The organism is Xanthomonas fragariae, assembly GCF_017603965.1.
Classification (GTDB): Bacteria; Pseudomonadota; Gammaproteobacteria; order Xanthomonadales; family Xanthomonadaceae; genus Xanthomonas; species Xanthomonas fragariae_A.
In genome coordinates, this window is the sequence record NZ_CP071955.1 from 2,274,063 (window position 1) to 2,299,250 (window position 25,188).

21 protein-coding genes, 3 tRNA genes, 1 other RNA gene, 6 pseudogenes and 1 other annotated feature are annotated in these 25,188 nt (G+C 58.6%); of the genes and pseudogenes, 7 read left to right on the forward strand and 24 right to left on the reverse strand.

Going from position 1 to position 25,188, the window contains the following annotated elements:
- Window positions 1–343: 343 nt before the first annotated feature.
- The 15 genes and pseudogenes from J5I97_RS10690 to uvrB form a co-directional block, all read right to left on the reverse strand.
- The gene (locus J5I97_RS10690; RefSeq protein WP_208586457.1) at window positions 344–832 is read right to left on the reverse strand and encodes a DUF4189 domain-containing protein; all 489 of its coding nucleotides are present in this window, start codon (window positions 830–832) and stop codon (window positions 344–346) included.
- 31 nt (window positions 833–863) lie between these two features.
- Window positions 864–1,931 carry a type IV secretion system protein gene (locus J5I97_RS10695; RefSeq protein WP_208586459.1) on the reverse strand — a complete coding sequence of 356 codons (1,068 nt, stop codon included), beginning with the start codon at window positions 1,929–1,931 and terminating at the stop codon, window positions 864–866.
- Window positions 1,932–2,034: 103 nt separating this feature from the next.
- Complete coding sequence (locus tag J5I97_RS10700) at window positions 2,035–2,760, reverse strand: hypothetical protein (protein WP_371885918.1); 726 nt, start codon at window positions 2,758–2,760, stop codon at window positions 2,035–2,037.
- Window positions 2,761–2,827: 67 nt separating this feature from the next.
- Window positions 2,828–5,281 carry a VirB4 family type IV secretion/conjugal transfer ATPase gene (locus J5I97_RS10705; protein ID WP_208586461.1) on the reverse strand — a complete coding sequence of 818 codons (2,454 nt, stop codon included), beginning with the start codon at window positions 5,279–5,281 and terminating at the stop codon, window positions 2,828–2,830.
- 100 nt (window positions 5,282–5,381) lie between these two features.
- Window positions 5,382–5,693, reverse strand: coding sequence for a type IV secretion system protein VirB3 (locus J5I97_RS10710; RefSeq protein ID WP_208586463.1), 312 nt, complete (start codon window positions 5,691–5,693; stop codon window positions 5,382–5,384).
- The gene (locus J5I97_RS10715; RefSeq protein WP_208586464.1) at window positions 5,686–6,090 is read right to left on the reverse strand and encodes a TrbC/VirB2 family protein; all 405 of its coding nucleotides are present in this window, start codon (window positions 6,088–6,090) and stop codon (window positions 5,686–5,688) included. The genes J5I97_RS10710 and J5I97_RS10715 overlap by 8 nt, the downstream gene beginning before the upstream one ends.
- Window positions 6,091–6,358: 268 nt before the next feature.
- Window positions 6,359–6,967, reverse strand: a pseudogene (locus J5I97_RS10720) (lytic transglycosylase domain-containing protein); the annotation flags it as partial.
- 57 nt (window positions 6,968–7,024) lie between these two features.
- Window positions 7,025–8,065 (reverse strand): P-type DNA transfer ATPase VirB11, encoded by a 1,041-nt coding sequence (gene virB11, locus J5I97_RS10725; protein ID WP_208591695.1) that lies wholly within the window; start codon window positions 8,063–8,065, stop codon window positions 7,025–7,027.
- A 14-nt stretch (window positions 8,066–8,079) separates the two neighbouring features.
- Entirely contained in the window at window positions 8,080–9,261 is a 1,182-nt protein-coding gene (locus J5I97_RS10730) for a TrbI/VirB10 family protein (protein WP_345776679.1), read from the reverse strand.
- Window positions 9,258–10,025, reverse strand: coding sequence for a TrbG/VirB9 family P-type conjugative transfer protein (locus J5I97_RS10735; protein WP_208586466.1), 768 nt, complete (start codon window positions 10,023–10,025; stop codon window positions 9,258–9,260). The genes J5I97_RS10730 and J5I97_RS10735 overlap by 4 nt, the downstream gene beginning before the upstream one ends.
- Complete coding sequence (locus J5I97_RS10740) at window positions 10,022–11,032, reverse strand: virB8 family protein (RefSeq protein ID WP_208586467.1); 1,011 nt, start codon at window positions 11,030–11,032, stop codon at window positions 10,022–10,024. The genes J5I97_RS10735 and J5I97_RS10740 overlap by 4 nt, the downstream gene beginning before the upstream one ends.
- Window positions 11,033–11,158: 126 nt before the next feature.
- On the reverse strand, window positions 11,159–11,569 hold the full coding sequence (locus J5I97_RS10745) for a TcpQ domain-containing protein (RefSeq protein ID WP_208591699.1): 411 nt from the start codon (window positions 11,567–11,569) through the stop codon (window positions 11,159–11,161).
- A gap of 322 nt (window positions 11,570–11,891) precedes the next feature.
- Window positions 11,892–12,246 (reverse strand): annotated as a pseudogene (locus J5I97_RS10750) (type IV secretory system conjugative DNA transfer family protein); the annotation flags it as partial.
- A 121-nt stretch (window positions 12,247–12,367) separates the two neighbouring features.
- Window positions 12,368–12,442: transfer RNA gene (locus J5I97_RS10755), tRNA-Val, on the reverse strand.
- Window positions 12,443–12,537: 95 nt separating this feature from the next.
- Complete coding sequence (uvrB, locus tag J5I97_RS10760) at window positions 12,538–14,559, reverse strand: excinuclease ABC subunit UvrB (RefSeq protein ID WP_208586469.1); 2,022 nt, start codon at window positions 14,557–14,559, stop codon at window positions 12,538–12,540.
- A 153-nt stretch (window positions 14,560–14,712) separates the two neighbouring features.
- Here uvrB and J5I97_RS10765 point away from each other — a divergent pair, with 153 nt between their 5' ends.
- Window positions 14,713–15,246, forward strand: coding sequence for a GspH/FimT family protein (locus J5I97_RS10765; protein WP_208586471.1), 534 nt, complete (start codon window positions 14,713–14,715; stop codon window positions 15,244–15,246).
- 58 nt (window positions 15,247–15,304) lie between these two features.
- Window positions 15,305–15,381, forward strand: a tRNA-Asn gene (locus J5I97_RS10770).
- Window positions 15,382–15,645: 264 nt separating this feature from the next.
- Here the strand turns inward: J5I97_RS10770 and J5I97_RS10775 are convergent.
- A non-coding RNA gene (locus tag J5I97_RS10775) (sX9 sRNA) lies at window positions 15,646–15,721 on the reverse strand.
- Window positions 15,722–15,839: 118 nt separating this feature from the next.
- On the opposite strand from J5I97_RS10775, the pseudogene J5I97_RS10780 reads away from it, so the two are divergent.
- A pseudogene (locus J5I97_RS10780) lies at window positions 15,840–15,998 on the forward strand (cytochrome ubiquinol oxidase subunit I); the annotation flags it as partial.
- 38 nt (window positions 15,999–16,036) lie between these two features.
- On the opposite strand, the gene J5I97_RS10785 reads toward J5I97_RS10780, so the two are convergent.
- A protein-coding gene (locus J5I97_RS10785) for an IS3 family transposase (RefSeq protein WP_208586473.1) occupies window positions 16,037–17,250 on the reverse strand; the annotation gives its coding sequence in 2 pieces (ribosomal slippage) (window positions 16,037–16,968 and window positions 16,968–17,250; 1,215 coding nt in all).
- Window positions 16,859–16,975, reverse strand: a sequence feature (AL1L pseudoknot). It overlaps the preceding gene by 117 nt.
- 205 nt (window positions 17,251–17,455) lie before the next feature.
- On the opposite strand from J5I97_RS10785, the gene J5I97_RS10790 reads away from it, so the two are divergent.
- The 4 genes and pseudogenes from J5I97_RS10790 to J5I97_RS10800 all read left to right on the forward strand — a co-directional run bounded on the left by J5I97_RS10790 (window position 17,456) and on the right by J5I97_RS10800 (window position 18,918).
- Window positions 17,456–18,261, forward strand: a protein-coding gene (locus tag J5I97_RS10790; RefSeq protein ID WP_208586475.1) for an IS5 family transposase whose coding sequence is annotated in 2 segments (ribosomal slippage) — window positions 17,456–17,786 and window positions 17,786–18,261 — 807 coding nt in all. Because the reading frame shifts where the segments join, the coding sequence is not laid out codon by codon here.
- 9 nt (window positions 18,262–18,270) lie between these two features.
- Window positions 18,271–18,417 (forward strand): annotated as a pseudogene (locus J5I97_RS20560) (cytochrome ubiquinol oxidase subunit I); the annotation flags it as partial.
- An 84-nt stretch (window positions 18,418–18,501) separates the two neighbouring features.
- Window positions 18,502–18,666: a hypothetical protein gene (locus J5I97_RS10795; RefSeq protein ID WP_208586477.1), complete on the forward strand. Its 165-nt coding sequence runs from the start codon at window positions 18,502–18,504 to the stop codon at window positions 18,664–18,666.
- A 175-nt stretch (window positions 18,667–18,841) separates the two neighbouring features.
- Window positions 18,842–18,918, forward strand: a tRNA-Pro gene (locus J5I97_RS10800).
- A gap of 1,087 nt (window positions 18,919–20,005) precedes the next feature.
- Here J5I97_RS10800 and J5I97_RS10805 read toward each other — a convergent pair.
- The 7 genes and pseudogenes from J5I97_RS10805 to J5I97_RS10835 all read right to left on the reverse strand — a co-directional run.
- A pseudogene (locus J5I97_RS10805) lies at window positions 20,006–20,319 on the reverse strand (hypothetical protein); the annotation flags it as partial.
- 7 nt (window positions 20,320–20,326) lie between these two features.
- Window positions 20,327–20,542 (reverse strand): annotated as a pseudogene (locus J5I97_RS10810) (transposase); the annotation flags it as partial.
- 107 nt (window positions 20,543–20,649) lie between these two features.
- Window positions 20,650–21,894: a glutamate-5-semialdehyde dehydrogenase gene (locus J5I97_RS10815; protein WP_208586479.1), complete on the reverse strand. Its 1,245-nt coding sequence runs from the start codon at window positions 21,892–21,894 to the stop codon at window positions 20,650–20,652.
- Between the two features lie 162 nt (window positions 21,895–22,056).
- Window positions 22,057–23,211, reverse strand: a complete 1,155-nt coding sequence (gene proB, locus J5I97_RS10820) for a glutamate 5-kinase (protein WP_208586481.1) — start codon at window positions 23,209–23,211, stop codon at window positions 22,057–22,059.
- Window positions 23,212–23,224: 13 nt separating this feature from the next.
- Window positions 23,225–23,485, reverse strand: coding sequence for a YciI family protein (locus J5I97_RS10825; protein ID WP_208586483.1), 261 nt, complete (start codon window positions 23,483–23,485; stop codon window positions 23,225–23,227).
- The gene (locus tag J5I97_RS10830) at window positions 23,485–23,850 is read right to left on the reverse strand and encodes a cupin domain-containing protein (RefSeq protein WP_208586484.1); all 366 of its coding nucleotides are present in this window, start codon (window positions 23,848–23,850) and stop codon (window positions 23,485–23,487) included. The genes J5I97_RS10825 and J5I97_RS10830 overlap by 1 nt, the downstream gene beginning before the upstream one ends.
- Window positions 23,850–25,145: an argininosuccinate lyase gene (locus tag J5I97_RS10835; protein ID WP_208586485.1), complete on the reverse strand. Its 1,296-nt coding sequence runs from the start codon at window positions 25,143–25,145 to the stop codon at window positions 23,850–23,852. Before J5I97_RS10835 ends, J5I97_RS10830 begins: the two co-directional genes overlap by 1 nt.
- Window positions 25,146–25,188 lie beyond the last annotated feature (43 nt).

Below are 25,188 nucleotides of genomic sequence, written 5' to 3' on the forward strand. Positions count from 1 at the left end.
TACAGGAGGCGCATTTACAGGAGCACATGCTGTGATGGAAATAACACACATCAGAAACAATGCAATTTTCTCTAGTGCGCGCAAATTAATCATCAAAAATATCCCTGTCAATTTAATATTTTTTAAAAATTTAATTTAGTCATGCGTGATATTAAATTTGCAAGGGGCAAAAAATTAAAATAAGAATGCAAATACCTCAAATTAAAATAATAGCAAAATTAATCTTGCGCCGCCCCTGCAAACTAACTCAACCTTCGCGGATTAATAGCTAAAATTTTTTATAGTGTGGGAAGATTGATTTGACAAAAATCAATAAAAATTGCAATGGTTTAAATAAGAATTTTTAATAATTTCTAAAAATAGGCTTGGTACATTCCGAATATGTCACCTTACAAGCACCGCCATGGCTTTCTTTGCAAGATTGCAATACTAGTTTAGCAGCACGCTGTTCAGTAGGAGAAGCCTGAAAAAAGGTCTCTGCCTGCGAGCTTGCTAAAGCAGCACACTGATTGTAATAAGCAAGATGCACTTGACAGTCATCCGCACCACCCAAAGAACATTCATGAAGGGCAGTTTGTCTTGCTTCATCTTCAGAAAATTTGTTAGCGGCGGTTCCCGCCTCTCCCATAGATTTAGAAGTGGCGATTGCACCCCACGTTTTAATCCATTCGCCAGTAGGTCTAGGTGGCGCAGAGTCCCCTCTGGAGGTACCGGAATCAGGACCACACTGTGGACTTCCAGGAGCAACTCCCACCGGGCATGCTGTTTGAGCCAACACTGGAGGAGCTGCGCTGGCTAGAAGAATAACTAAAACCCATGGAATACGCTTCATATTTTCACCACATTATGCAGATGGCAATAGCTCACTTTTGAGCAAGACCACGACTGCCAGATTCTTGAGTAGGGACAGAGTTAGAGCGAATTGTATTGTTCGATGTCACACCACTGGTTAGGGTTTTCGTGTCACCAGCATTAGTACTAGGTTCCGACGCTGTCTGCGACCTTCCACCACTACCATCCTGACTCGCTCGATCCAGCTGCCCCAGTGCCGAGTACGCCGTGAACTGGCCCAGCGTGCCCTGGAAGAAAGATGCCGCCATCGGCGGTGCGGTGATGATCAACGTCGTCAGTACCAAACCCAATCCTCCTTGTTGCAGCGCCATGCTGCTGATGCCTTCGCCGGTAAAACCATTCAGTGCCCACTTCGCTACGAACGCCGCCCCCACCGCACCGACCACCTTCGTCGCCAGGCCCACCGTGAAGGTCAACACCGACAACGAGAACATCGTGCCGATTCCATACAACAACCACTTGCTAAACAGCGACCGCGTGGCCTGGAATAGCAGGCACAGGATGAATAATGGACCAAACCCCACCACCAGCGCCATCGCTATCTTGTTCAGCAGCAGCATCGAGCCCGCCACCACGCCAGGCCCCGCCATGCCGATGCCGGTAAACCAACGGGCACGGGTCTTTTGGTCTTCACCGTTCTTATCGCCTGCCGTCTGAATCTGGTCCAGGCCGGTCATTGCCACCTGCATCAGCATCAGGTTCTTGTCGATCGCCTCGTACGGGCTGGCGGAGTCGCCGGTCACTGTCTTGGTGATCGCCTCGCTGATGCCATCGGTCAGGGTCCAGTACAGCTGCGGTGAACCCTGGGCCATGCTGGTCGACAAACCAATGATCAGCGACGCCCGCAGCGCCGTCACCACCAGCCCCATCGCCGCTTCGCGCGACTGGCCCGTCACGATCCGATACCCCTGGATCAGAATCCACAGCGTCAGCAGCGTCAGCGCCATCACCCCCACCCATGCGGTCGTGCGCTGCAACAATTCCCACTGGAAAATCGCGATCTCGTCGCGCAGGTAATCGTTGATCAGGCGGAAAAACTGGTAATTGCCGATATTCGTCAGGAAATCACTGAGATTCATAAGTCACTACATCCACTAACTAAAGACGGCTGCGCCGTGGGCAGTCGCTGCCCCGGAATTGATTGCATGACATGCGCGGTGCAGTCAGCGCCCACGCGGCTGTTCAGTCTTTATCGATCTTCAACTTCCGCATGTCGGAAGGCGCGTCCGTCTTGATCGCCTCCAGCGCACGGCCCATCACTGCACCGGCAGCGAGCGTCTTGCCAAGACTCAACAAATCGTCAGGAATCCACGAGAACCACGAGGAGTCGTCCTCGGCTTTCGGCGGATCTTTCCCGCTCATCGCCGCAAGCGCCGCACCGGTCTGCTTGTCGGTCAGATACGCCAGCCGCCTGTCGTAGGCGAACATCGCCGACTCCATCTGCTGCCGGTCGATATCCATCATCGCTTTCAGTGCCAGCAACTTGTTGGTGTTGCTCTCAAGCAAACCGATCTGCTCGTCCTTGATCTCGGTGCGATTCTTCTCGATCTTGCGCAGGCGCTTCAACCGCTCGGTGGTGATCTCGTTCATCGCCACCATGTAGTTGAACTGCGCGTTACGGGTGCGCTGGGTCAGCTCGCATACCTGCTTTTGCACATCGGACACCGGCGTGCCCGATGTGGACGAGGCGCAACCAGCCACACCAAAGTCGTCGGCGACTTTCTTGAGAGCTTCCTTGGGCTTTTCGACTTCCTTGCCGCTGGATTCCTCACCGTCGCCCTTGCCGACCGATTGCGTCTTGATCAAACCCTTATCAACTACCTCCCACTGCGCACTGGCCGTTCCCGCCATGCAGAGCAGCACCAGTCCCGTGACTACGCGAGAGAAATGTCTGAACCGGGTTGTCATGGTGTTCTTCGCCTCCTGGGACACTAGCGGATGGATTGCCGGGTGCATCTGTTGATGGATGTTGGGATTACGCATCTTCCACCTCCTTGTCCTTGGCCGAGGCGCGCTTGCCCGAGCCCTTGCGGTTGGCATAGAACGCCTCCAGCCACTGCTCCGGGGTCAGCTGCTCCACGCTCACCCCCAGCTGACCAGCCTGGCGCGCCAGCACCTGATGCAGAATCTCGATGTTGTCGGTCGACGACGAAATCACCGACAGCGCATCGTCCATGCCGCGCAGGTTGAGCTGGCACACCGCCGAGGCGTGGCCCTGCTTGACCAGAAAGCAGCGCGAGCGCTCGTCCAGCGACGCCACCACCCGATACTCCGCATCGGTCAGCTTGAGCCCTTCCATATAGTCGCTGCGGCTGGCGCTCGGATTGGGCAGCAGGATCATCGTGGCCGTCTGCTCGATCAGCGCCGCGGCGATGTCGCTGGCAAGCGCATCCTCCGGGCTTTGCGTGGCGAAGATGCCCAGACCGTTTTGCTTACGGATGGTCTTCTGCTTGTTCTTGGCAAAGTCCTTCAAGCCGCCCTTGCCGTCCAGGATCTTCCAGAATTCGTCCATCACATAGATCAGCGGACGCCCGTCGATCAGCGCTTCCAGCCGGTGCAGCAGATAATTGATCACCGGCACCCGCACTTCGGCGTTGTCGATCACATCGGTGTAGTCGAAACCGATGATCGAGGCGTTGTGCAGATCGATCGTGTCCACCGGGTTGTCGAACACCCAGCCCAGCGAGTTGCCGGCGGTCCAGCGACGCAGGCGTGCATATAGCCCGTCGTCGCCCATGTTGGGCAGGCTCTTGCGGAAGTTGCTCATGCTGCGCAAGTGCATCGGCGTGTCCAGCATGCCTTCCACCGCGCGGTAGATGTCTTCTTCTTCGCGAGCGCTGTAATCGGCCTTGCCGCCCAGCACCTTGATCAGCTCGGCCAGGAACTGCGCATTGGCATCGTTGCGCTCGCACTGGAACGGGTTGAAGCCGGTCGGCGCGCCATTTTCCAGCGCCAGATAATTGCCGCCGCAGGCGCGTACGAAGATCTCCGCGCCACGGTCCTTGTCGAAAAAGAAGATCGTCGGAACCGGGTCGAACTTCTGCACCTGGCTCAACAGAAAGTTGATCAGCGCGGTCTTGCCGGTACCGGACTTGCCGATCACCATCGTGTTGCCGATCGCCTTCTCGCCCAACGAATTCTCCGCCGGGTGCGTGGCGTGGAAGTTGAAGTAATACGGTTGACCATTGGTGGTCTGCAGCGTGGTGACGCACTCCCCCCACGGATTGTTGTGCTGCTTGCCCTGCGCGAAATTGTGCAGCGGCGACAGCCCCAAAAAGTTGAGCGAACTGAGGTTGGCGATGCGCGTCCGGAAGCGCCAGTTGCCCGGCAGCTGCGCATAGAACGAGGAGGCGATCGCCAGGTCTTCCTTGGAGGACACGAAACCGGCGTTGGACAGCTCCGCACGCGTGGTCGCGATCTGCCGGGCCAGTTTGTCCTGGCTGTCGGCATACACCGCCAGCGTGAAGTGATACTCGCCCAGCACGAAGTTGCCCGACGCCACATCGTCCATTGCCAGGTCCAGGTCGCGGATCTGGCTGGAGGACTTGTCGCCCGAGGAAATCATCATGCCTTTGGTGCGCTCCAGCACCTTCAGCGCGTCGTGGCGACCGACCGGGCTGAAGGAATGGGTGACCACATACTCGAAGTCCAGGTATTTCAGGCCATTGAGAATGCCTGGATACGTCCCATCGGCGTATTCCTTGACGTTGAGGATCGCGCCGAAATGATTGATCCCATCCGGCGTGCGGATCACGAAGTCGCCGGTCTTGTTGGCAAACATATGCTTGCTGACAGGCAAATACGCCGGAACCGGCGCCTGCAGCACCGGCACCGGCTCGTCGATACGGTTGAGTAGATAACCGAGAAACTCAAGCGTCTCCGAAAACACAATGCCATTCTTGGCTTCGTACATGCCAAGTCGATAGGGGGAATAATCCTTCAGCACGGCCTCCACATTGGTGGCCAACTCGATCACCTTGGCGATCGCCTGCTCTTCTTCGACCCGAATCTTGTCTGGATCGCCGGACTTTTCCATCAATCGGCGTCCGGTGACCACCGGGCGATAAATCATGCTGAAATACAGCTCGTTCTGCATGATCTTCTGCGACGACAACGACGCGTAATACGCATCGGACAACGTCTGGTTGAACGACTGATTGAAACGGCTGGAGTTGCCGATCCTGCGACGACGACGGACATCGTGCACCCAAAACGCCACGTTGGCGAAATCCGGCGCTCGCAGGGTCTGCAACAGTCGGTTGAACGTGTTATGCCGCTGCTCAAGTTCGAGCTCATCGCGTCCGACGAAGGGCAGGCCCGCCAGATGCCAGATCAGCAGATAGTCGCCATCAGTCGTTTTGAGAACGGACGGCGCGACATGGGTCGAAACGGAGATGAATTCGCTGATCGGACTATCTGGGCTGAACATGGTATTACCATTTTAAGAAGGAAGCATCACACCAATATCGTCGTGCCAAACACCAGCCCCACGCGGTTTGCGCGCGTGGGGTTGGTAAACTTTCACTTGCTCACCGACGCTTTTTCGGGGGATTCTTTCGATATTCGTTGGGACTGAACACCCACATTCCCGAATAACGCTGGGCATTCCGAACACGCATACGGAACAACCAGCGCAACCCCAGTAATCTGAAAATCATCTCGTCCCGCTTGGCCATCTGCTGCATGACGAAGATGGTGACGGGAATCGTCAGTAGATACCAAAGATCGATGTACATCCCCAACAGCAGGCCACCGCCCGCGCCGATGAAAAATGGGATGTAGGGCACTCCCAGAAACATCGCCGGACGGGTGCACCCGCGGAAGAGGACATCTTTATGCATAATACTGAGCAAACTGCAGCAGCGTCATGGAAACCTCGGGGCAAGATTTCTCGCTGTTACTGCCGATCACCATGTTTGCAATCTGACTAGCTGCACCGATCAGGACACCGCCGATAAGGATTGGGGAAACCTCGGAAATACGCTTGTGCGCGAAGGCGATCTGGTAGCCGGCAACGATCACTGCGATTGTCACCACCACGGCTGATCCAATATTCAGCAGCTTCTCCACGCCTTTCAAGAAGCCGCACATTTTGTCTTGGGTCTCTGTAACACCGTCGCCAGCCGCACCCGCAGCACCTGCAACCAACAGCAACGATGTGAAGAGCAATGCCTTCATCGCTTGAGTCCCGATCATCTTGGCATCGGCAGCCATTTTCTTGTCGATTTCAAATTTCATGTCTAACTCCTTGAGAACAGAGGGGATCTAGCAGCCATATCCTTGGCGGTTTTGCATCCTAAAAAACAAAAGCGGTGTCTGTTGGCTGAGCGACAGGCGCTGGCCGTGGCGTCTGCACAACGCCTGCTGCCTGATGACCGGCATCCGGAGCCTTTTGCCCTGCAGCAGGAACGGCGACCCCGCGTCCTTGCCCTATTGCCTTGACGACATACAGCTCGTCGTCGGATGAAGGGGCCGGGGATGCCAGGGGCGGCAACGGTGCTGGCAAAGGGGACGCAAGCATAGAACCTTGCTGTGAAGCCTCTGTGCGCCCCGGGCTCGCCAGGTCCCGAATCCGACGCGCCACGATCGCATCGGCTAGCTCGGCGGCTGCCTGCCGCATGGGATTTTCGACACGTACCTTGATTGGGCGATTCGGAACCAAGGCGATGGGCTCAGCCCCCGAAGATGCCACCGACTGACGAATGGAGGCATAAATTTTCTGGACATAACCGTGCTTGAAGCCGGTCTCGAAATTACCCGAGTAATAGCAGCTAAAAGTCTTGCCCCAGTTGGCGCCGGACCGCGAGTGACACTCGGCCAGAATTCTGGATGCAGCCACCAGGTTGGGACACCTGGCGAATGCCATCTCGTAACTGGTCAGACCGTATTTCTGCAGGTTGTAGCGATTGACCTGACCAAGTCCCAGCGAGAAGTTGTAGCCCTTCTGCTCCAACATCTTGGCCGTGGCAACCGCTTCTTCCAGCCCGCGCGGCTCACGCACCAGCCGACCGCCGACGACACCGATGGCGTACGGATTACGCGATGATTCCACGCGAACGACGTGCTGCATGACCTCGCCGGGAACGGCAAGTCCAGTGCATCCCATCAATTCCATGCCAGGCAGCATAACGGTCTCCTTGAAACTAGAACGAGGTCAATCATTGGCGGCTGGTCAGCCGCCTCGCAGGGTTCTTGCCGGATCAAAATCGATCCCGGTGATAAAGCGGCGCCCGGCATGTGCCTTGATATGCACCACGATATCGATGGTCATGCGCAATAGCCGCTTGATCACCTCAAACTCCAAGCCGGAACCTTCATTGGAAGCCTTTACCATCAGCGCCAGTTGATCCCAGGTTTGATCAACGCTGCCGGCGTGGCAGCTGGTGATCGAACCAGGATGGCCAGACGCGCAGTTGCGAATAAAGTAGAACGATTCATCGCCACGCAACTCGGCAAGGATGATCCGATCAGGCTTCATGCGCAGGCAAGCTTCCATACAACTCTTGGCAGTCACATTACTCGCACTCTGGCCGCCCTTCGAGTAAAGCAGGTGCACCGAATTGGGCTGGCTGATGAATAGCTCTCGGGCATCTTCGATGGTGACCAGGCGTTCCTCGTTCGGAATATGGTTGACAAGGGCCTTCATGAAGGTGGTCTTGCCACTACCGGTGGCCCCAGCCACCACCACATTCTTCTTGTAAAGCACCGATTTTTTGAAGAACTCCGAGTAATCCTTATTGCGACGCAACTCAAGCAGTTCGCGATCGTGGTCGCTGACATCGGCAGCCTGCTCAAGCACTTGGTCGAAAAACCCGTCGCGGGTGTATTGCTCAAGCGTCTTGGTGTGCTTGGACGGCAGGCGAATCGTGATCGAGATCTTACCGGGGTCGCACGCAGGCGGAATGACGAACTGCGCGCGTTGGCCGGTGGGAAAGGTCAGCGAGACCACCGGATCGGCATCGGTGATGCGCTGCCCGGTATTACTTTCATTGACGACCGCGGTGCAGAATTGCCTGGCCCGGTCAAAGGTCAGCGACGGCACCTCCATGCGCTGCCAACCGGTGATCGTTTCCAGATAGAGCTCGCCAGGACGATTGATACAGATTTCTGTGACTTCGGGAGAATTCAGATAGTCCAGGATTCCCAGCACAGAGTACTGATAATCCAGGAAATCATTCGAGATTCGCGCAGTCGGGGAATCGTCGATTGTCATGGCGGCCGTCGCGCTCACTTGGGTAGCACCGCCGAGAAATCGACATCTTTTGCGACGTAAACGTTCAAGACCGTCCCTTGATTGATCGTCAGCGTTGCAGGGCGACGCCCGGATTTTTCCACAGCCTGCTGGGCGAGCTGCTGCATGCTCTGTGCGGTGTTGCTCTCGAATGGTTGCTGCGTGATGGTCCCGGAGCCTACGCCAATCGTGGTCGTTTCAGGACCATACTCTGCAGCCGCGTATTTGAAAGCATCGCTCAAGAGGCTAATGAACAACGCCGAAGCGATCTTGTTTCCCCAGTGGGCATTGTATTGGCCCGGATGACCAGCGCTGCCGAGCGTATCAATGCCTGGGCCGACCAGAGTGACATCGAGCCCTGTGGGCGTGGTCACTCGATCCCAGACAACTTGCAGACGCCGGGTCGTTGGCTCACCGGCACCATACTGACCCAGCATTTTGGAGCCCTTCGGCAATAGAAGGTTGTGCCCGTTGATCGAGTAAACCGGTTCGGTAACGATGCAGGACGTGTAGCCACCGAAATCGGAAATGATCCGCGTCTCCAGAATACAACGGATGTAGGTGCCACGCACGAGCAAACCGTCAGGATTGCTGATTGGCTTGGCCAACGTCACCTGCTCCTGTTCTTGAGCAGCAGGCTGTGCACCAAGCTGGCCCGGCATGCCGGGAACACCAGAACCGCCAGCCTCAGCGGACTGCTCGGCCAGAATGCGGCGTTCCAACAAGGTCGGGCCACGCGGACGCTCCGGGGCGGAAGCCGTGCTGTCGCTGTCATCGGTAGGCATGGGCGGCAACGGCGGCAAATTCGGCTGCTGCGCCAGAGGCACCGGAGCCGGCTCCACGGGATCAGCCATATTCTGCGGAAGCGCCGGTGCGACGACCGTCTCGGCACGCGGCTTGACCGGTGCTGAGTCGCCAGAGCGCTGATTTGCCAACCAAAAAATAGCCAAAAGCAACACACCGGCGATCAGCGCGAGAAAAACCAGCGCCTTCCGGTTCAATCGCTTGATATCGCTGGATCGCAGTACAGGCTCGTTCGCATCGAGATCCGGCTCCGCAGCCGCCTGCTGACGTGCGAAGTAGGGATTACTGCGCTCGTCGTACTCGTTAGTCGAGCGTTCGTCTCCTCGGTTGTCGTGGGAGCGCTCATCAGGGCTGTTTGGAATGTTCGAGTTCACTTTTGCTTGTTCCTTCGCAGACCGACGACATTATCGCCATGACGAACTACCAGGAAAGGGTAAGTTCCATGCACGATCAAGGTATTACCCTCAACGGTCGTATTTACGAGAAAATCCTCGCTATGCTCTTTCTCCCGAGCAAAAACCGCCGGGAAGTTGCCCGTGGGGAATCGCGTTAAATCCATATTGATATAAGTGAACTTACCGTCATCATAGACCCGACTCGGAATCAACCAGGACTTCTCGGTACGCGTCGCGTAATCATAGTCGTAGTAGTAGCGCCGATCCTTGAGAATCTTGGCGTTCAACAGGGGACCATTCTTGGCAGCAGCCGCATCCTCGACGTTATTGAAACTCGTATCCTTCGGATAACTAAATACGACTTTGTACTGCACGCCCGCTTGCTTCGCCTGCTCCAGGCGTTGCCAGTCGGTCGCAACGACCTTGAGCTCAAGGATATAGGAGTGCGTAGCCGTACGAATCATCATATTCGTATCGACGTCGACATTCTTCGGCTTCAAATAAAATACATTCTCACGACGCGTGAGCTCCCAACCTCCGGTGAAACCCGTACTGTAATCGAGAATTTTTTCATTCGGACTGAGCTCAATCTGGGTTGTGATACCCAGGCCGGTACGCACCTGATAGATACGATCAGGCGCGTATTCATATTCCTGTACGACCTGAGCGGAGACCGAGAATGCACACAATACGAATGGCAATGCTGCAGCCAATGCCGCCCTGTAGGGGTTAGAGGGTTTCATCGACCGCTTGCTCCATTGACATTGTTCGGCATCCCTTGGGGTTGGATCGTGGACTGAGCTTTAGTTCGGCCGGCAGGCTGCGCCTGGCCAGAATATCCAGACTGCTGCTGTTGCACCGGCGCACTACCTGGAGCCACCGGCATGCCTTGTTGTACCGGGACACCGGCCTGCGTTGCAGCGCCAGCTACATTGGGATCGACCATGCCTGGAGTCATCTGCTGCTGGTATGCGGCGGCCTGCGGCGGCGTGCTGATGGAGGAAGGCGCTGCAGGCAAGACCGAATAGTCATTATCGACGCGATAATCGGTCACCCGGAAACCCAGGGGATTTTCCACCCTGAGACTGTCGCTCATCTGAAGGTTGTCCTGGTAGGTAAACCCCATCGTCGCAATTTTATTGTCCAGCAGCGTGGTTACAGTGGAGCTCTTGTCGTAGACATTCCGCTGAAAACGTACCGTCGCACCGGTATACGCCTTACCCCCGCCACCGATAAGGGTGATACTGAGGATATTGATACGGATCGCACGCAACGTTCCATACGTGTTGAAAGGTCTCATTGGATTATTGCCGGCGTACAGCGAGCGATACTCGGCAAGCACATTCGTGGCCGCCATCGCGGCAACAGTGTTCCAATCACGATCACGGATCGTGGACGCATCAAATGATTCGCGCGCCAGGATGAAACGCGCGATATTGCTGCGCGCCAATGCCTCGCTGGTACTGATGGTGCGTCCGCCATAATTCGCTTCGAGCTTGGCGATGGTGCTGGTGCCGGAATATGCATCGGCCATCACCAGATACGGAACCTTCTCCTTCAGCGGCAACATGTAGTAGTAGCCACCCGCCGTCATGACGGTGATGAGCATGGAAACGGTCGCCACGCTCCATGCGCGCTTTTCGCTGCGGCGTGCGAGGTCGGCAATGCTGACCTCGTAGTTCACCGCTTTCTGGACGACCGCGCCCACATGGGCAGAACCGTCCTTTTCACTGACCTTCTTACGCAACATGTCTAGATCCGTCACCGTGGGGCCTTGTCAGGCCTGAAACTATTGCCGCGACGAGCGCGGACACATGGGAGGCTTGAGCTGATTCGCCGACCGAATGCTTGAGAGCATCGAATCAGCAGTCAGCCCTTAGAGCTTGGCTCCGGACGACACAGGCACCGGCTGTACCAACAGCTTGTTAGCAGAGACGGACACCGAAATACCTTGAGCTGCATATACCGCGCTCAGCTCGGTGGCAGCTTGCTGCACGCTGGTAGTACTGATGTTGGAGACCGGGGCGATCAAGGTGTAATCCGACGACAGGTTGTAGGACAACTGCATGTTTGAATCCGCGGCCCAACGTTCCAGCATGGTCTTCAGCGTGCCGTCCATCGGCGTGGCCTGATACGTGTAGGAGGTGTAGAGCGGAATTTCGGTGGGGGCTTCGTCAAAGTGATTGACGTGCTTCCAACGTCCACCAAAGTCGGGAGCAGGCTTGGTCGCGCAGGCGCCAACCAACACAGCGACTACCAAGACCAGCGACAGCTTGGACAGATACATCGGATTCACTCTGGACTTCTCCAACTCATGAAATTTCGGGCTTAAGACGGACAGCACTACAGCCCCGATCACTTGCAGGTGACGGAGGGAATATGCTTTTGGCAAACAATTCGAGTGAGCGTGCAGGCCCGAACTAACCAAAACAGGCAAGTCAGCACCGCACCGACGCGCAACGGATAAAAATGAACACGCTGAACAACCATCCATAGCCTTACTCCTGTACGACCCCGTTCGGCGCCGCTCCCTTAACGAAAAATCAACACTGCGCGAATTCTGGGTAACTTTGCCTTTAACGGACACATCAGTCAAGAATTGCCAGCGCCTATCCGCACCATTTTTGTGATGGTAATCGCAAATTGATGAAAAGCGTATTCACATCGGTCTTGGATAGCAGCCGTGCGGTGCAATACCGACCTTCGTAAGTGCGGATCTTGTTGCATTTCACCGAATGCAGGCTGCCCTCGTACAAAGAGACTTTCTTCTCGCTGCCCATCGCCTTGCGATCTTGCGGAAGCATCAGGGCACGCCGCTCTTCGGAGACACTTTAGTGTGACCTCCTTGGCCCGGGTGATGTTCTTCTTTTTGATCGTCGTCTAACCCAGCATTTCCGAGTAGTCGCTGGCGTTCTGCTGCTCTCATGGCGCGTATAGGATCTGCAGCGCATGATTGGTGATGAGACGACTTTCCGCCGATCGGAGATCTTGATCTTGCATGTAGCTTGATGCCACGCTGGGTCAGCTGCAAGAAAAAACGATTCTGTTAAAACCACTCAAGTCACTGTGCTATCTGGACTTGGAGTGGTGGGCGGTACAGGGTTCGAACCTGTGACCCCTACCATGTCAAGGTAGTGCTCTACCGCTGAGCTAACCGCCCGTTTCTTGCGCCAGCGTTGCGCTACGCAGGGCGCGGATTATAGCGCAGGGTTTCGTTGGCCACAAGCCTTCCCTGCACCAGCAGGGTGACGTGCCCTACCCCAAGCTCGCTGCCTTCAACTTCTGGATATGGTCGCGGATCTGCGCCGCCGCCTCGAACTCCAGATCCTTGGCGTGCTGGTACATCTTCTGCTCCAGGCTCTTCAGCTTGCCAGCAATCTCTGCCGGTTTCATGGCGTGGTAGTCGGGAGCATCTTCGGCCACCTGGCGCGACTTCGAACGTCCCTTGCCGGCCTTCTTCTCCGCCGCATCCTCGCGCGCGCCTTCCATGATGTCGGAGATCGAGCGCACCACCGATTTCGGTGTGATGCCATGTTCCAGGTTGTACTCGACCTGCTTCTCACGGCGGCGATCGGTTTCATCGATTGCAGCTTGCATCGAACGCGTCATCTTGTCGGCATACAAAATGGCCTTGCCGCGCAGGTTGCGCGCGGCACGACCGATGGTCTGGATCAGCGAGCCGGTCGAACGGAGAAATCCTTCCTTGTCCGCATCGAGGATCGCTACCAGCGACACTTCCGGCATATCCAGACCTTCACGCAATAGGTTGATGCCGACCAGCACATCGAACTTGCCAAGGCGCAGGTCGCGGATGATTTCCACGCGCTCGACGGTGTCGATATCGGAGTGCAAGTAGCGCACGCGAATACCGTGCTCGCCCAGGTACTCGGTGAGATTCTCGGACATGCGTTTAGTCAGCGTAGTCACCAACACACGATCGCCGAGCTTGATGCGCTCGTGGATCTCTGACATCAAGTCGTCGACCTGCGTGCCTACTGGACGGATCTCTACTACCGGATCGATCAATCCGGTCGGGCGCACCACCAGTTCCGTAATCTCGCCGGCAGATTCGCGCAACTCGTAGGGCCCAGGCGTCGCCGACACATAAATGCTGCGCGGCGAACGCGCCTCCCACTCCTCAAAACGCAACGGGCGATTGTCCAATGCCGAAGGTAGACGAAAGCCGAACTCTACCAGCGTTTCCTTGCGCGAGCGGTCGCCCTTGTACATGGCGCCGATCTGCGGAATGGTCACGTGCGACTCGTCGATGACCAGCAATGCATCCGGCGGCAAGTAATCGAACAACGTCGGCGGCGGCTCGCCAGGCGCCTTGCCGGTGAGGTGACGCGAGTAGTTTTCGATGCCGTTGCAGAAGCCGACTTCGGCCATCATTTCCAGATCGAATTGAGTGCGCTGCGCCAAGCGCTGCGCCTCGACCAGCTTGTTCTGCGAATACAACTGCTCCAGCCGCTCCTTCAGCTCTTCCTTGATCGTGTCCACCGCGCTTAGCGTGCGCTCGCGCGTAGTGGCGTAGTGCGTCTTCGGGTACACGGTGTAGCGCTGCAGCTTACGCAACGTCTCGCCAGTGAGCGGATCAAACAGGGTTAGCCGCTCAATGTCGCCATCGAACAACTCGATACGTAACGCCTCGGTATCCGACTCGGCCGGAAACACATCCATCACTTCGCCACGCACGCGGAACGCGCCACGCGTCAGTTCGAATTCGTTGCGCGTGTACTGCAGATCGGTCAAATGGCGGATCAGTCGACGCTGATCGATGTGCTCGCCGACCGAAAGGATCAAACGCAGCGACAGATAGTCCTCAGGCGCACCCAAGCCATAGATCGCCGATACCGTGGCCACGACCAGCGAATCGCGCCGCGACAGCAAGGTCTTGGTCGCCGACAGCCGCATCTGCTCGATGTGCTCGTTGATCGAACTGTCCTTCTCGATGAAGGTGTCCGACGAAGGCACATAGGCTTCGGGTTGGTAGTAGTCGTAATAGCTGACGAAATACTCCACCGCATTGTGCGGAAAGAAAGACTTGAACTCGCCGTACAGCTGCGCCGCCAGCGTCTTGTTTGGCGCCATCACCAGCGTCGGCTTCTGCACCTGCTGAACCACATTGGCGATGGTGTAGGTCTTGCCCGAACCGGTCACGCCCAACAAGGTCTGCTTCGCCAAGCCGGCCTCGAAGTTGGCCACCAGCTTGTCGATGGCCGCCGGCTGATCACCGGCTGGAGCGTATGGGGAGACGAGCTGAAAACGGTCGGTCATGGAGTCGCTACCTAAAGGCGACTTATCAGTATAGCGACGCTGGATGATGGCTATGTTCGTGGTTCCCCTACCCCATTGCTGGCAACGAACTGATCGTCGAGCCTGCGGACTTACGTGAAGCTTCAACTTCACAGAAACGGAGCACCGAACAGCATGGACGGGACGTATCGTCACTCGGGGATCAGCTTGATAGAGATCCTGGTGACCGCAGCTTTGCTTGCGCTACTCACTGCCATTGCTTGGCCGTCCTTTGCTGAGCTTCGCCAAACGAATCACGTGCGAGCGATCATGTTCGAGCTTACGTCCGCCCTTGCAATCGCGCGCTCAGCATCCATCACGCGAGGGGCTCCCGTCGCGGTGTGTCCAAGCTCTTCAACTTTGGACTGCATCACTGGAAGCAACTGGACTGACGGCTGGCTTGTCTATTCAGACACAGACGGCAATAGAAGACCGGACAAGAGCAACGATGTCATCTCGACAAGCTCCCAAAGGACCTCGTCAGAACTCAAGATCCATACAACCGCAGGACGCGCGCAGGTACGCTATGGCTCACTTGGCAGAGTATTAGGCAGCAACCTGACCTTCCATATCTGCAGTCGCGGTGACCTCAGGGGTCAAGTGATCGTTAGCGCATCGGGCCGACCTAGGTCCCGGCTGCTGACAACGCCCCAGCCGTGTCCGGTTTGAAAATTGGTCAGGTAGGGGTTGCAGAGCAGCGAACCACTCCCTATAATTTGGCTCCTTCGCCCGAATAGCTCAGCCGGTTAGAGCACTTGACTGTTAATCAGGGGGTCGTTGGTTCGAGTCCAACTTCGGGCGCCAAAAACATCAAGGGCTTGCTAACTTCGCGAGCCCTTTTTTTGTTGCCAGTGGGAAACTTCGTGGGAAAAATAGCGAGCCGCGCGGTGTTCCACGGCTCGCTCACAAGTCAGCGGCGACTCTTCCGCATCGGGCAGCTGCGGCGGCCGCACTACACGCAACTCGTGGTCGTATCGGTTTGGTTGTCGCTGGCGTGACATCTCCGGCAGCTTGCTGTTTGTGTGCGGGCGTCCCGCGCGTGTCGGTGATGCCGCGATGCTTAAGAGCGGCTAACGAAACCTAGCTAGCAGTCGTCAGGTGGGTGCGGACGGCGCGCAGGAACCGGAGTGTATGCGTGGTACACGCCAATTCCCAGCACCGGCCGCGCCCGCCTGGCGGCGGCGCAGTCGTTTTGTTAGCACCTCTTAAGAGGTGCTCTCGACAGTCGTTAACTGTCGCGGCTGCAGTTCGCAGTCGTCGCGATGTACCACTTCATCTTTACGCCGCTCACCATGGACTTGTCGTTCCTGCTCGGCATCATGAAAAACGTCTACGTAATGTCCGGAAAGCAGATCTGGCGGCGCATGACCATGTTCTGGGGCGTGCTGTTTGGAATCAACTTTGCCATGGGTGTCAGCACTGAACCGCCCCGGGATTTCGGGAGGCTGTTTGGTTTGAGTCACGCCGCTTTGGCGTAACCGGCCTGTTGTCGATAGTAAGCCTCTTCGGCTTCCGCTGGCGGAATGTTCCCGATCGACCCCAGCAAGCGTTTGTGGTTGTACCAGTCCACCCAATCCAGCGTGGCCAGTTCCACATCCTGGCGGTTGCGCCACGCGCGCCGGTGGATCACCTCGGCCTTGTACAACCCGTTGATCGTCTCGGCCAACGCGTTGTCATAGCTATCGCCCACGCTGCCCACCGACGGCTCGATCCCGGCGTCGGCCAGCCGCTCGGTGTAGCGGATCGACACATACTGCACGCCGCGGTCGCAGTGGTGGATCAGGCCGCCTTCGGTTGGACGACGCGCATGCAGCGCCTGCTCCAGCGCGTCCAGCACGAAGTCCGTGTGCGCCGTCTGCGACACCTTCCAGCCCACGATCCGCCGTGCGTACACGTCGATCACGAAGGCCACGTACACGAACCCGGCCCAGGTCGAGACATACGTGAAGTCGCTGACCCACAGTCGGTTCGGCGACGGCGCATGGAACTGTCGGTTCACTTTGTCCAGCGGGCACGGTCGCTTGTCGCTGATCGTGGTCTTGACCACCTTCCCCCGCACCACCCCGTGCAGGCCGAGTTCGCCCATCAGCCGCTCCACCGTGCAGCGGGCCACCGCATAGCCCTCGCGCTTGAGCTGCCGCCAGACCTTGCGCACGCCGTACACCTGTCGGTTCTGCTCCCATACCCGCCGGATCTGCGGGCGCAGCGCCTGGTCCTTCCACCAGCGGTTCGGGCGCAAGTTCGCGTCCGCTTCCCGCTGCGCGTGGCGGTAATACGTCGACGGGGCAACCTGCAGCACCTTGCAGATTGGCTCGACCCCGTGAACATCGCAATGTTCGGTCACGAACGTGGTCAGGGCTTGAAGCGGCGGTCGAGCTCCGCCTGGGCAAAATACGCGCTGGCCTTGCGCAGGATCTCGTTGGCTTGCCTCAGCTCGCGCACTTCGCATTCCAGCGCTTTCATCCGCGTCCGCTCGTCCGTCGTCAGCCCCTGACGCTTGCCGGCATCACGCTCGGCCTGACGCACCCAGTTGCACAGCGTCTGCGACGAACAGCCAATCTTCCCGGCAATCGATTCGATCGCCGCCCACTGCGAGCCGTACTCGCCCTGATGCTCCCGCACCAGCCGAACCGCGCGCTCTCGCACTTCCGGTGAATATTTCGTCTTGCTCATCGCCCCATCTTCTCAAGAGTTGGAGCCTCCCGAAATCCCGGGGCGGTTCAGCACCGGCATCGTCACGGACTTCGAGTTCGGCATGCACTGGTCGTACTACTAGAGACTACGTCGGCGATATCGTCGGCACAACGCTGGCGCCGGCGACTAAGAGCGTCTAACAAAACCCCTTGAATCTTGTCTCGCCGGTGGCAAAATTGCGGACATGACACGTCGCAAAGAGATCCCCATTGCGCTGTGGAAGCGCATCGAGCCGCTGATTCCCCAAGTGAAGCGTTCGCCCAAAGGTGGACGGCCGCGCATCAGTGATCAGCAAGCCCTCAACGGCATCGTCTATGTCTTGCGCACGGGCATGCCATGGGAAGACCTGCCTGTGGAACTGGGCTATGGCAGCGGCATGACCTGCTGGCGCCGGTTGCGTGATTGGCAAGCCGCCGGTGTGTGGCATCGTCTGCATCAGGTGTTGCTGACCGAGCTGCGTCGCGCCCAGAGGCTGGATCTGAGCCGAGCCAGTCTGGACGCCGCCAGTGTGGCCTCCCCCCGGGGGGCGCCTACACCGGGCCAAACCCGACCGATCGCGGCAAACTCGGCAGCAAACGGCATCTGATCGTGGACCGCAACGGCGTGCCCTTGGCAGTGTGCGTCACCGGCGCCAATCGGCACGACTCGGTCGTGTTCGAGGAGTTGATCGACGCCTTGCCGCCAATTGGTGGCAAACCAGGGCGCCCGCGACGTTGGCCAGACAAATTGCACGCCGACAAGGCTTACGACATCGACCGCTGTCGCGCCTTCCTCAAGCAGCGCGGCATCATTGCGCGGATCGCACGCAAGGGAATCGAGCGCAACGACCGGTTGGGCCGTCATCGCTGGGTCGTCGAGCGCACGCATGCCTGGTTCGCAGGCATGGGCAAACTGCGCATCCGCTTTGAACGCCGCATCGATCTCCACTTGGCGTTGCTCTCGCTTGCATGCTCCATCATCTGCTTACGGCTTCTTCCTGGGTTTTGTTAGCCGCTCTAAGGCGTAATGGCGTTCTTTCTGGAAGCCACCTTACCTGAGCCTGTTCTTCCTGAGCTGGAACCGCCTGACCAAGTCCCCGCATCTGGTCACCACCTGGCTCGTGCACTGGGCAGCATCTAGGCGCTGTGGATCATGATCGCCACTGGCTTGATCGCTACGCATTCGCTGGATGAGCTGATTCCGGCATTCTGGAACTGGACGGGCGTACCAAGCACCTCATAATAGTGGACGATGCTTGGCTTCACCGCGCTCTACACCACGCCGCTGGTCATCGCGATCAAGTTGTCATTGAAGACGATCCGCAAGGGCCTGGATGCGCTATTCCCACCGACGCACCCCAGCGCGTCGCACTCCGCGCCCTCAAGCACGGGCGCGCGGGCCGGCAGCGCACCGTAAGCCAGGAGATAGCGTTATGGATTTCATCTTGTTCGGCGACACAACATTGCGCGGCAGTGCTCAACGGCATTTAGTTCGAAGCACGTGAACCCGAGCGTGGCCAACTGTGTCAGTAAAATAAATTCGCAAGATGCTTGCCGATTCCTCATTCAGCATGTAGGATACTCTGCTCCTTCGGGGTGTAGCTCAGTCTGGTAGAGCGCTACGTTCGGGACGTAGAGGTCGCAGGTTCGAATCCTGTCTCCCCGACCACTGGTAAAACGGCTAGAAGGCTCTGAAAGCCGCAGTAATGCGGGACTTCAGGGCCTTTTTTCTGTCCCGATACTCCGCATTGCTCCGAATCCTTATTCATGGTTCAAACGAGCAATGTCTCCATCTAAATGGCCCAACCTCGACCCAAGGTGGCCGGTTCGGCCGAATTTCTCTAACTCATTCTAATCGTTAGATTTTTTTACGTTGTGGATTTCTAACTGACAACGTTTTGACGGCCTACCGTATGATACGGTGCAGGGTTGCGTAGATACTCAAGGACCCTACGTTGCGCGTAAGAGTCGGCGCCTCCAGGAATCCCGGAGCGGTTCACCTTCATCTAACTTCGGCTCCTTCCTGGAATTTTGTTAGATGCTCTTATGATGCACTGGCGATTTGCTTCCATTTCTTGGACGACGTCATGCCCTACATGCCGATGCTGGGCGGTGCACTAACGCTTGGCAAGATCTTCGGCCTGGGGTCGGCCGGCTTGGCGCTTGGCTGATGAATTTTTGAGGAACGTCGCGAGATTACCGATGCGGCTAGCCAGCGCGATGATCCGTCTCGCACAGGTCTTCGCCTTTTGTCTGGGGGCGGAGTGTTGACTCGCTCCCTCCTGATTGGATTTGGAAGAAGGCTCTTGGGGCGTGCTAGTCAGGCTCGGCTGCACATTGTAGTGCTCGGGGCTGAGTTCCCTGACGAATCCCGTTCGCTGAACCAGCTCGGCGAACTCGTCGAATCTGTCAGGGTATCTTTGGCCGACAAGCTGCAACATCCTCTGGATGTCTGAATACGCTGACTGCACAACCGGCTGGCGGCGGCTGCCGGGGGAGCCTGGTGCTGGGGACGGCGGCCCGGATATGGAGGCCTCGGGTGCGAGAGACGAGGGTTGGGCACTGGTGTCTGGAGCGCTTTCTGCATTCAAACTAGCAGCATACTGCGGCGTATTTGAGTGTCTGTTGATGTACACGGCGACATCCTTGGCTAAAGTGTCGGCTTATGATGAGATGAGCGTACTGCGGTGAATGCGCACGTTGCGAATGCAATGCGCGGTCGACGAAATCAACTGCGCAAGCGTGCGCTGATCTCGCTAATGCGATGCCCCTGAGAAACACCTTTCAAACACCGATCGCCAGCGGTGCACGATGCTCAACGATAGCCATCCCGTCGCCCGGACCCAGGTGCGCAACAACGCGATCCAGCGCATCAGCCAACGCAAGTTGTAGCCGGTAGCGCAGCCGAGCACGTGCAGCGCAGCGCCTCCTTGGGCGCCTTTGCGCCTGCAACGACGCAACCGGCAGTCAGATGTCCGATCGCCGGTTCCACTGCCTGACGTCGTTTGATCCAGCGCCATTGCCGTCGCGTCAGGGCCTTGCCACGATGCAACACCTGCACGCCATCGACCTAGGGTATCGCCAATCGTGCCGGACCGCAGGCACTGCCACTTGCACGCCAGATCCGCGTCGACTGCGTCCAAGATCCGCCCGGCAACAGCAAGACTATGCGTCTCCAGCAAGCGGCGGCCGTTGAGAATCGTGGTCGCGTCGGGAACCGTGTCCAGGCCACCGAGCTGAACAAAACGGCGCAAGGTCGGAATCTCGTGCAGGGGCTCTTCCATCGACGGATCGCATGGTGGCAGGCATATGTCGCGACAACAGCAAAGACGAAGCGATCGCCTTGTAGGCCAATCGTGTTCGTCTGCGTCGAATCAGTCTTGGCACGCAGGACGGCATGTCAGTGCCGCACCTGGCCCTCGCCACGCACTACAAAACGCTCCACGGTGAGTGCTTCTAGCCCCATCGGGCCGTAGGAATGCAGGCGTGTAGTCGAGATGCCGATCTCCGCACCCAGGCCGAGCTCGCCACCATCGGAAAAACGCGAAGACGCGTTGACCATCACCACTGCCGAACGCAGCGAGTTCACAAATTGCTCGGCGTTGGCAGCGTCCTCGGTGGCGATCACTTCGGTATGGTCCGAGCCGTATTGGCGGATATGCGTCAGCGCGGTATCCAGGTCCGGCACGATGCGGACTGCCAGGATCAGGTCGAGGAATTCTGCGGCGTAATCGTCATCGCTGGCGGCTGCCACATCGGGAAGCAATGCACGCGTTGCCGCATCGCCACGCAGCTCGACGTTGCGTTCGCGTAGTGCTTGCGCGGCGACCGGCAGAAAGCGCTCGGCGATGTGCGCATGCACCAGCAAGGTCTCCAGCGAATTGCACGCCGACGGCCGCGTCGCCTTGCCGTCGACCAGCAAGCGTACTGCCAGCTCCACATCGGCCGATGCATCCACAAACAGATGGCACACGCCCTTGTAGTGTTTGATCACCGGCACGCGTGCGTGCTCGGCGACAAAACGGATCAGCCCTTCACCACCGCGCGGAATCGCCAGATCGACGATGTCGCTGAGCTGCAGCAACTCCAACATGGTCTCGCGGCGCAGATCTTCGACCAGCGTCAACGCAGCTTCCGGCACATCTGCCTCGCGCAGCGCACGCTGCAATGCGCGTGCGATCGCCGTATTGGAACCAATTGCCTCCGATCCCCCACGCAGGATCACCCCGTTGCCGGCCTTGATGCACAGCGCTGCCGCATCGGCAGTGACGTTGGGGCGCGCCTCGTAAATCATCGCGATCACGCCCAACGGCACACGCATCTTTTGCACGCGGATGCCGTTGGGGCGGATGTCCTCGTGCGTGATCTGCCCCACCGGATCCGGCAACAGTGCCACCTCGCGCAGTGCAGCGGCGATACCGGCCAGGCGCTTGGGATCGAGCGCCAAGCGATCGAGCATCGCACTGCCCACACCCTTCTCACGCGCCGCATCCAGATCGCGGGCGTTCGCATCCAGGATCAGCGCGGCATCGTGTTCCAACGCAGCCGCCATGGCATCGAGTAACGCCTGCTTGGCAGAGGACGACAGTTGCGACAGTACCTGAGCGGCATCGCGGCATTGCAGGGCGAGAGTTTTGATGGTCATTTTAGGGTCGGAATTCGGAAGGTGGGGGTGGGCATTGGCAAAATGGATACGGTACCGTTTTGCTGCCACAAAGCAATCAGGGAGTTGGGAAACGGAAGCAGCGCCTGGGAAACACAGTGCACATGCTCTTGCGAATCCCGAATCCCGAATCCCGAATCCCCGCTACAAAAGCACCAAATCATCGCGATGCACGACATTTTCGCCGTAACTGTAACCGAGTACGGTTTCGATCTCGCGCGAGTGACGGCGTGCGATGCGGCGGATGTCCAGGGCCGAGTACTGGCTCACGCCACGTGCCAGACAGCGCTCACCATCGCAATCGCGTAGACGAATCTCCACCATATCGCCGCGCCGGAAGTCGCCTTCCGCACCAGCAACACCGCCGGGCAACAGCGATGCGCCTTTGTCGATCAGCGCCGCGGCCGCGCCGCCATCGACCAGGATCGCGCCCTGTTCCACCGGTGCGTGGCGCAGCCAGTACTTGCGTGCAGCGATGCGCGTGCGTGCGGCGTGGATGCGTGTGCCGTGCAGACGGTCCTGCGCAAGGGCGCGTACCACTGCGCCACTGCGCCCGTTGAACAGATAGGTTTCGATGCCGGCCGCACCTGCTTTTGCGGCAGCTTCCAGCTTGGTGCGCATGCCGCCGGTGCCCACGTTGCTGCCGCTGCCGCCAGCCATCGCCAGCACCTCGGCGGTGAGTTCGGGCACTTCGTCGAGCGGGCGCGCCAGCGGGTTGCTACGTGGATCGGCGCTATACAGCCCGTCGATATCGGTGGCAATGAACAACGCATCGGCACCAACCAACGCGGCCACGATCGCGGCGAGATTGTCGTTGTCGCCCAGCTTGAGCTCATCCACTGAAACGGTATCGTTCTCGTTGATGACTGGCAGCGCGCCCAGCCGCAACAACTCGCCTAAGGTGGCGCGTGCATTGAGATAGCGCCGACGGTTGCGCAGGTCGTCGTGGGTGAGCAACACCTGCGCGACCGGGCGCTCGAAAAAGCGCTGCCACAACGCGATCAACTGCGCCTGACCCAACGCGGCCAGTGCTTGGCGTGCGGCGATCGGCGCGCCGACCTCGGCGGCTTTCGGCACGATCGCGCGGCCTGCAGCCACCGCGCCTGACGACACGATCATCAGCTCACGCCCCGCCGCCAGATTGGCCGAAACGAACTGCGCCAACCCCAACGCAAACCGCGGCGACAATCCACCGCCATCTGCGGCTAACAGACTGCTGCCGACCTTGAGCACCCCGCGTCGCCACGGCGGCAGCGGTTGCTCGGTGAATGGCGACAGTGTGGTGGCAGGTGTGCTCATGTCGGCAACGTGCTCAATGCGTGTTCCACTCGTAGACCGTCAGCGCCGAGGCGTCGCGCAGCACCAGCGGATCACGCGCAACGATTTGCTGCGCCTCTTCCAAACTGGCGACATTGTTCAATACGTACGCGCCGCCGCTGCGATCGCTGAAACCGCCGGTGAGTTCGAGCTGCCCGGCTGCATGTAGTTGGCCTAGAAAATCGACATGCGGCTGCACCACATCGGCCGGAAAGTTCGGCTTGCGCATCGCCAGCACCAGATAACGCGTTGCCATCAGCTTGCATCCTTTGCGCGCGCAGCAGTGGGTATGCGTTCGCCACGACCATGCGGTGCGGAGATCACCAAAAAGCGCGCCTCCACGTCCGACAGATTGTGCATCTGGTGGGTGGTGCCGGGCGGTACGTGCAGGCCCTGCCCGACGCGCAGCACATGTTTTGCGCCGTCCAATCGCAGCATCACTTCACCGGCCAGCACGTAGAAAAAATGCCGCGCGCGACTATGCCGATGACGCAGCTCCGCAGCGCCCGGCGGCATGCGCTCTTCGAGTACGCTCAGCGTCGGGTCGCGTAACAGGTGCCAACCTTCGCAGGCTTCGCCCCAAAGATAGTGTTCTGCGGTGTCGGTGCTGATCACGGCCATCAGCGCAGGGCCTGCCAACGTGCATGCAAGACGTCCAGCTGCAGGTCTGCAGCCGCGCCTGGCGAGACGCGGGCCGCCAAACTGCCTTCCGGCGTGCGCCCCTGCCCTGCGGTGTCGTAGGCTTGTGCTGCAGCCTTGTAAGCCTCGCGGAACGGCACGCCGGCCACGGCCGCTTCCACCGCCACATCGGTGGCATACATGCCCGAATCGATCGCCGCACGCAATTTGTCCGGGCGCCACTCCAGATTGGCCAGCAGCGCAGGCAGCAATTCAAGAGCTGCCAGGCCACGTCCGAATCCGTGCACGATTGCGCCCTTGCTGCTCTGCAGATCGCGGTGATAACCCGAGGGCAGCGATAGCAGTTGTTCGATCTCGGTACGCGCTGCTGCCACGCTGGCGTGGGTCGCACGCATCAGCTCGATCACGTCGGGGTTGCGCTTGTTCGGCATGATCGAACTGCCGGTGGTGTATTGCGCCGGCAAGGCAACAAACGCGAATTCGCCGCTGGTGAACAACGACAGATCCCAGGCGATGCGGCGCAAATCCAGCGTGGCGCTGCCCAGTGCTTCGAGCGCAGCCAGTTCGTATTTACCGCGCGAGAGCTGCGCATAGATCGGCGATACCTGCAGCCGTGCAAAGCCCAGCTCGGCGGTGGTATGCGCGCGATCCAGCGGCAGATTCACGCCATAGCCGGCTGCAGTGCCGAGCGGGTTGCTGTCCACCAGCTGCAAGGTGTCGGTGGCACGCACGGCGTTGTCGACAAACGCCTCTGCCCAGCCCGCCCACCACATCCCAGCCGATGACACCACCGCACGCTGGATGTGCGTATAGCCCGGCACTGGCAACTCGGCTTCCGCTTGCGCGCGATCCAACGCTACTTTGGCGATCTCGCTGCTGAGATCGGCGACGCGTTGCAGTTTGTCCTTCAACCACAAGCGCGTGGCAACCAGGATTTGATCGTTACGGCTGCGTCCGGTGTGAATCTTGCGGCCGGCATCGCCTAGCCGCTCGGTCAAGCGCGCTTCGATCGCCGAATGGCAATCTTCGTACTGCTCATCGAGCACGAACGCGCCGCTGCGAAAATCATCGGCCAGCAGATCGAGCTGTTCGCTCAGCTCGCCCAGTTCCTGCAGCGACAGAATGCCGATGTGCTGCAGCCCCTGCGCATGCGCCTTGCTGGCAGCGATGTCGTGCAGGAAGAACTCGCGGTCCAGGATTACGTCGTCGCCAGCCAGGAAGCTCTGGATCTTGACGTCCACCGCCACGCCGGGTTTTTGCCACAGTAAATTGGTCATCAGGGGTCCTGTTGCGGGACCGGGGATCCGGGAAAAGCAGGAG